The 6,188-nt window shown below is 54.6% G+C and carries 5 protein-coding genes; all 5 read left to right on the top strand.

The annotated features are described in order from the left end of the window. Positions 1-592, top strand: a 592-nt coding sequence (locus FFS57_RS24130; protein ID WP_171014188.1) for a hypothetical protein, incomplete at its 5' end; no start/stop codon positions are given. Between the two features lie 11 nt (positions 593-603). Further along, complete coding sequence (locus tag FFS57_RS24125; protein WP_137940384.1) at positions 604-1,176, top strand: hypothetical protein; 573 nt, start codon at positions 604-606, stop codon at positions 1,174-1,176. A 220-nt stretch (positions 1,177-1,396) separates the two neighbouring features. Next, a complete protein-coding gene (locus tag FFS57_RS24120; RefSeq protein ID WP_137940383.1) occupies positions 1,397-1,741 on the top strand; it encodes a hypothetical protein in 345 nt (114 codons plus the stop codon). A 250-nt stretch (positions 1,742-1,991) separates the two neighbouring features. Continuing rightward, positions 1,992-2,600 carry a DUF416 family protein gene (locus tag FFS57_RS24115; protein ID WP_137940382.1) on the top strand — a complete coding sequence of 203 codons (609 nt, stop codon included), beginning with the start codon at positions 1,992-1,994 and terminating at the stop codon, positions 2,598-2,600. A 127-nt stretch (positions 2,601-2,727) separates the two neighbouring features. Beyond that, a partial coding sequence (locus tag FFS57_RS24110; protein ID WP_249384155.1) for a DUF6531 domain-containing protein occupies positions 2,728-6,188 on the top strand: 3,461 nt, incomplete at its 3' end.

The following is a 6,188-nucleotide window of genomic DNA, read 5'->3' as shown; positions in this document are numbered from 1 at the left end:
TGGGCAGAATCTGCGGGCGAACAGCCAGGGTGGAGAGTGGAAGGGCCCCAAGAACTTTTGGGACTTTGGGCCGGATTTTGAGACCTGGGAGCGACACAACCAACAACAAACACTTGCACACTGGCAAAATGTGTCATCCAACATGGCGCAGCGCCAGCAGCAAACAGGTAATCCGTTGTATGCGATACCCGGAATCCTTGCTAGTGCGTTGGGTAACGCAAATGCGATGGAGCGTGTTGCCTTGGCGTTGTCGATTCGTGGTGGGGGGAAGGCTGGAATCGTCGAAAACAGTGGGTTAAAAAGAGCCGAAGCTTTAAGAGATGCAAAGCTTGCAGAAATCTCGATGCTTTCTAAAACTCAGCAGGCCAAAATAACCACGGTTGTTGGTGCTCATGACCCCGCAACGGGGCGTGTAGCTGTTGGGGTTAAGGTTACATGTGGAGCCAATGCGGGAAGGTGTGCTGAGGACTTAGCATCTGAAGCATTAGGCAATCCAAAGGTTATCGAGTTTACGAAGGTAATTCGACCCCGGAATGATAAGGTGATTCCTAGGTGTGAACGATGCGTAGGGAAGTATGGGCCTGAAAATTAGGAGTGTTTTGGATGTTTAACGGAATTGGAGATATTAATTGGGCAACGTTGAAACAGGCGCATGGTTTTGCAGATCATGTACCAGAGGCAATTAAAGGTCTTATTTCAGATGATGAAAAAGAACAGGAGTCATCTTACTGGCGGTTAGATAATTATGTTGTTTTGCAAGGCGATTTGTATCAATCGGCTTTCTACGTTATTCCATTCTTAATCGAGGTGGTTAATTCTGAAGTTAAGAGTGGACGAGCTTATGTTTATGATCTGTTGATTGAAATCTCAAATGGTTATGCTGTCGATGATGTGTTGTGTGTTTTTGATGGTGAAGAATACCCACTAGGGGAAGCCTGCAAGCGGGCTATAGGGAGTAGTTACAAGAGTTTTTTGGCGGAAATTTCTGATTTATCTTCTAATTGTCGAGAAAGTGCGCTGGATTTATTGATATCTATTGAAGACAATCAAGATGAAATAATTTCTGAATTATTGGTTGTTAGAGGTAGGGAGTCTGATGATCAGTTCCGTAGAAAAATAGATGAAGCGGTGACGGAAATTAGATTGAAGAAAGATAGCTCTATGCGTGCTAGCTGATGGACTCGATGGATGCTTACTGAGCATTTGGAGTTATCGACAAGAATTGAAGGGAACGTGGCTCGCACATTTTCAAATCAGTATGGGAAGTTTGAGGTGCGTGATTCATTGTTCATGGGGCCTTCTGGCAAGGATGCGAAGTTTGAGAGTACCTTCCAAGTTCTCGAAGATGGCACCCGGCGCCTCAGCACAGTTATACCATTTCATTGAGGAGGTAAGGATGAAATTTCCAAGCACGGCAGATTTCTTGGAGGTTTTCGGCATTGAGCCGGTTGAAGAAGACCCCAGTATGGCGTATTGCCGCTATGTGAAACAGTCAAGTGACGGGCTTCAAGAGTTGGATATTTCCTTCAGTGCAGTTGCTGAATCGTTCCAGGTGGTGTTGCGATGCAGTGGCAAAGAGTTAGTAAGAGTTTCATCTGAAAGGGTGCAGTTCATCGAGCTCCAGCAAGATATGTCAAGCTTCAGGGTTCATGTGGTATTTGATGTTCTTGATGGAGCGTCAGAGGTAGTTGTGACCCTAGAGCCAGAACTGCATTGTCATTGGTGGACATTGCGAAGTTGAATTGTCAAGGGCAATCACGAATCGTAGAGGTCAGAGTGGTTGATTTCAGCGGATAACTGCCGCCGGCGGCGAAGTGCTGGCCAGCTATCAATACGACCCGGAGGTAACGGGTGTTAATGCTGCAAGGGCAATGGGCTTAACTCCGACAGGCACAGCAGCTAGTCGCCCAATATGCCCTTCTTGTACGAATACCCTGCGTGAACAAGGCATTGATCCATTAAGCCCTCTAAAGTGATGGAGTATTGAAAGCATGATGATGCCCGCATTTAATAGTGCTGTATTAAAGGCACGACTGAGTAAACTCGGTGACAAGCAACAGCTCGCATTTGGTGCACTATGTTGTGAGCGGCTGATACCAAATTATTTGATGTTTCAGCAAGATGCCGGCTGGGGTGATAATGTCCCTGTTCGGAAGGCTCTGGATTGTGTTTGGGCATACCTTCATGACCAAACACCAAGTTCCCAAGAGATAAAAAATGCAACTGCATCCTGTGAGTCTGCTGCACCTAATTCGGAGGACTTTGCTTCTCTTTATGTGACGTCAGCTCAGGATGCGTGCTTTGCGGTTTGTAGCCTTTTGGATTATCTGTTTAAAAATGATGTAGACAGGGTTGTTCAAGTGGCAACTTATGCCACTGATTCTGTTGACTTGTATGTTCAGGAAATTGAGGGTATGGAACCCAATGATCCTCAACTTGAACAAAAAATACTGGCACATCGTTTGATGCAGAGAGAGTTGACCCAGCAGGAAGCAGATCTGAAGGCTATTGAGCTGGCTCCTTCTCTTAGTCAAGAGTTTTTAGCACAGCGTAAAGCATCGTGGAACAATAACGGTAAGAGCAACTTGGACCTGCCCTGATTGCTGAAATCGAAATCGTAGGGGTCGGAGTGGTTGATTTCAACGGATAACTACCCAGATTTAGATTTGGACCTGAATTAAATGGAATAACGGAAGCGAACGAAGAAGTTCAAACAAGGGGAGGTATATGCAATACCTCTCAATGCGGATGTTGAACAAATCCCAAATCTTGCTAGGTAGCTTACTGGGTGCGGCCTGGCTGAATATGCTCAGCCCGCTGCAGGCCCATGCGGCGTTGGCACCGGTCCCGGCAGCGGTGTCGGAATTGGCACGGTCGCGTGTGGTCCCCCCATCTGATGATGTGCTGGCCACGCGGCTGGATCATGAGCTGGCGCAGTTGCAGGCAGCATTGAATCGCCGGCGCCCGGCGATGGCGGCGTTCCTGCCGCTGCCAGCCGGCGCGGAGCAACCGCTGGATACCGCCAGTTTCACCGCATTGTTGACACGCCGGCTGGCAGCCTTGCAACAGGTACGGCAGGACGTGGCCGCGCAGTTGGGTGCAGCGGGATTGCCGGTGCAGATCGAGGCGCGTTTCAATACCCTGCGTGACGACGTGACCAAGCTGCTGGTAACCGCGGGTGCCAGCGGGGAAGTGGCTGCGATCAACACCTTGCAAAGTCGTCTGACCGCCTGGCAGCAAGCGGCTGCGTCACGGATACCGGTTGCGACCGCCCCGGTGCCCACGCTGGAACAATTCAAACCGCTGCCTTACGCCACGGATGAGCCCGTGATCACGCCGCAAATCCGGGCGCTCAGCCCGGCTTTCGAGCGGCTGAGCAGTACGGTTCCTCGTGAAACCCGCATGACCGCCGCCCTGGTACAAAACGACTGTGCCAGCACTGCCGCGGACCTGAAGGGCGAGGCCGATACGGACCTCACTGCCGATATCCGCGAACTGGCCAGCAAGCTGGGTAACTCTCCGCAACGGATGTTTGATTACGTTGCCAATGAAATTCAGTTTCAGCCCTATTACGGCGCTTTGAAGGGTGCGCATACCACCTTGCTGTCGCAATCCGGTGGGGCGACCGACCAAGCCAGCCTGCTGATTGCCCTGTTGCGCGCCGCGGGCGTGCCGGCCCGCTACGTACGTGGGCAGATCAGTTTCCCGGTGGATGACGAACGCGTGTTGCGCTGGCTGGGTGCCAAAACGATGAAGGGGGCCGCTGGCATCCTGAGCAGTGGTTATAACGGCTCGGCCGGCGGCGTGGGGTTGACGGCCACCGAGCTGCGCTTCAATCACGTCTGGGTTGAAGCCTGCGTCCCCTATACCAACTACCGTGGCAGCGGTGCCGATCACACCGGTCGGCGCTGGGTACCGTTGGACCCAAGCTTCAAGGAGATGCGCTACCAGGCTGGCATGGCGGTCCCGGTCAAGTTCGATTTCACCGGCTTCCTTCGCCGGGCTGGACGGGAATTACCGCACGAAGTCTTTGCGGCCCAGGTGGATGCTGCGGTACGCACCCAAGATGCCAGCGCCTCGCTGATCGATGTCCCCTATAAAGGCACGCTGCAGAAACGAGCCCGGGATATTCTGCCGACCAGCCTGCCTTACCGGGTCTTGCAATATACCAAATGGAGCAATAGCAACCTGCCGGATACGGCGCAGCTGCCTGATACCCACCGCTTTCAGCTGACCTTGCACGGCGTGGGCTTACCTAGGCCAACCACCTTGCTGCTGCCTAACCTGGCCAATAAACGGTTGACCCTGTCGTACAAGGGGTATGCGGACCGGGATCGTGCTGCCATACAGCACTGGGTCAACAACCCCGGCCAGAGCAGCGTGCAATGCACCACCCGAGTCAACAACAGCGAGGTGCCGATTCAGGTGGTCTCCTCCATCAAACTGGATGGCGTCGAAGTGGCGGCGGGCACCACCGTGCGCCCGTTCTGCACCCAGAACGACAGTTTGGCACTGGAGCTGAAACTGCCGGAAATCAATCTGACAACGATGACGCAGTTTCAAAGCAGCCTCAGCGCGGCCAACTACCATGCGCTGTTCGCTTACGCGCACCAGGCCTCAGATAGCTATCTGGAACGTCGTAGCGCGCAGCTGTTCAAGCAGATTCAGGCCACCGCCAACCCGAACGATGCGGCCGATGCCATTGAAGGCGAATTCCTCCATCTGGTCGGGTTGCGCTACATGCGGCATATCGTCGATGCCAGCAAACAGATTGGGCAGTTGTCGGGCGAGAGCGGCGAATCGGGCAACCACATGGGGCTGACCTCGACCCAGATGCGGGTCGCCTACCTGTTCGATGTGCCCTATGCGGTGTTCCGGTCCGGCTTTCTGATCGATGTGCCGGGCGGGCAGTCGCGCAGCGTCAACCTCACCACCGGCGAATCCGACCCGGAAGTGTTTCTGCTGTCGGGCTATGCTGCCTCCTATTACGAATCCTACATCTGGCAGGAAATGGCCAGAATGGACGCCGTCTCGACCATCAGCGGGCTGAAGCAGGCGTACGAGCAGGGCATGCCGGTGATCGAGGTCAACAAGGCCAACCTGGCGCAGTACTACCAGCCTGGCGCCAATCCCCCGGTCAATCAGTTGGGCCGTTGCGGTGAAGGGGTGGCCAGCTATTTCAAGAACCCCGCGCTGGACCCGGACAGCATCGTGGTACGGGTGCCGTTGGGCGCATTGCAGGCAGGCGACTGGCAGGGGTGTGTGATGCAAGCCAATGGCTTGAACACCTACAAGAACCGCTTTGCCAGCTTTGCCATCAACCGCTTGGCGGGTGGCGCCACCATCTTCAAAAAGCCCAGCCCAACCAATTCTTCGGCCAGCAACGGTCGATCCGGGCTGAAGACCTACAACAATGATGTGGTCAAGGCCCACGATCCCTCCCCACGGGTCGCCAGTGGGCGGGTCAGCACCGGCCAATCCAGGTTCGACACCCAGGTCCACGACCCGGTCAGCATGGTGACCGGCAATGTCTACCACGTCGAACGCGACATTGCGATCAAAGGGCGGGGCCTGCCGCTGGTGTTCGAGCGCAGCTACAACAGCCTCAACCCGCAGGATGGCCCGCTGGGCTTCGGCTGGACCCATAGCTTCCGGCAGTCGCTGAAGTTTCTGGATGAAGATGAAGACGACAAGCAGGTCGATGGCCTGACCAGCAAAGTAGTCTGGACTGACGGTAGTGGGGCCACCAAGGCGATTCACATCAATGGTACGGCAGAAGGCATCGCACTGGGGCGAGCTGACTTCAAAGTGCCGGATGGCTATTTCTTTACCCTGCAACGCATCAGCAACGGCCTGTATGTATTGACCGAGCCCAATGGGCTGACCTATAGCTTCGAGAGCCTATCGGGCAAGGTCAACGAGCAGGCCCGGCTGATGTTCATCGACGACCGCCACGGCAACCGGCTGAGCCTGGGCTATGACGGCCCACGCCTGACCGGGGTGGTGGATGCACTGGGGCGCCGCCTCAACCTGACCTATAACGGCGAGCGCATCGCCCGCATCAGCGACTGGACCGGCCGCAGCTTCAACTACGAATACGATGGCGCCGGCAACCTGAAGGCCTTCCATAACCCGCTGGCCCAGGCCGGCAAGCAAGCGCCGGTGTACTACGACTATTACAGCACCGC

This window comes from Chitinivorax sp. B (assembly GCF_005503445.1).
GTDB lineage: Bacteria > Pseudomonadota > Gammaproteobacteria > Burkholderiales > SCOH01 > Chitinivorax.
Note: the sequence above shows the minus strand (reverse complement) of the source record. Positions and strands in the feature narration are given on the sequence as shown.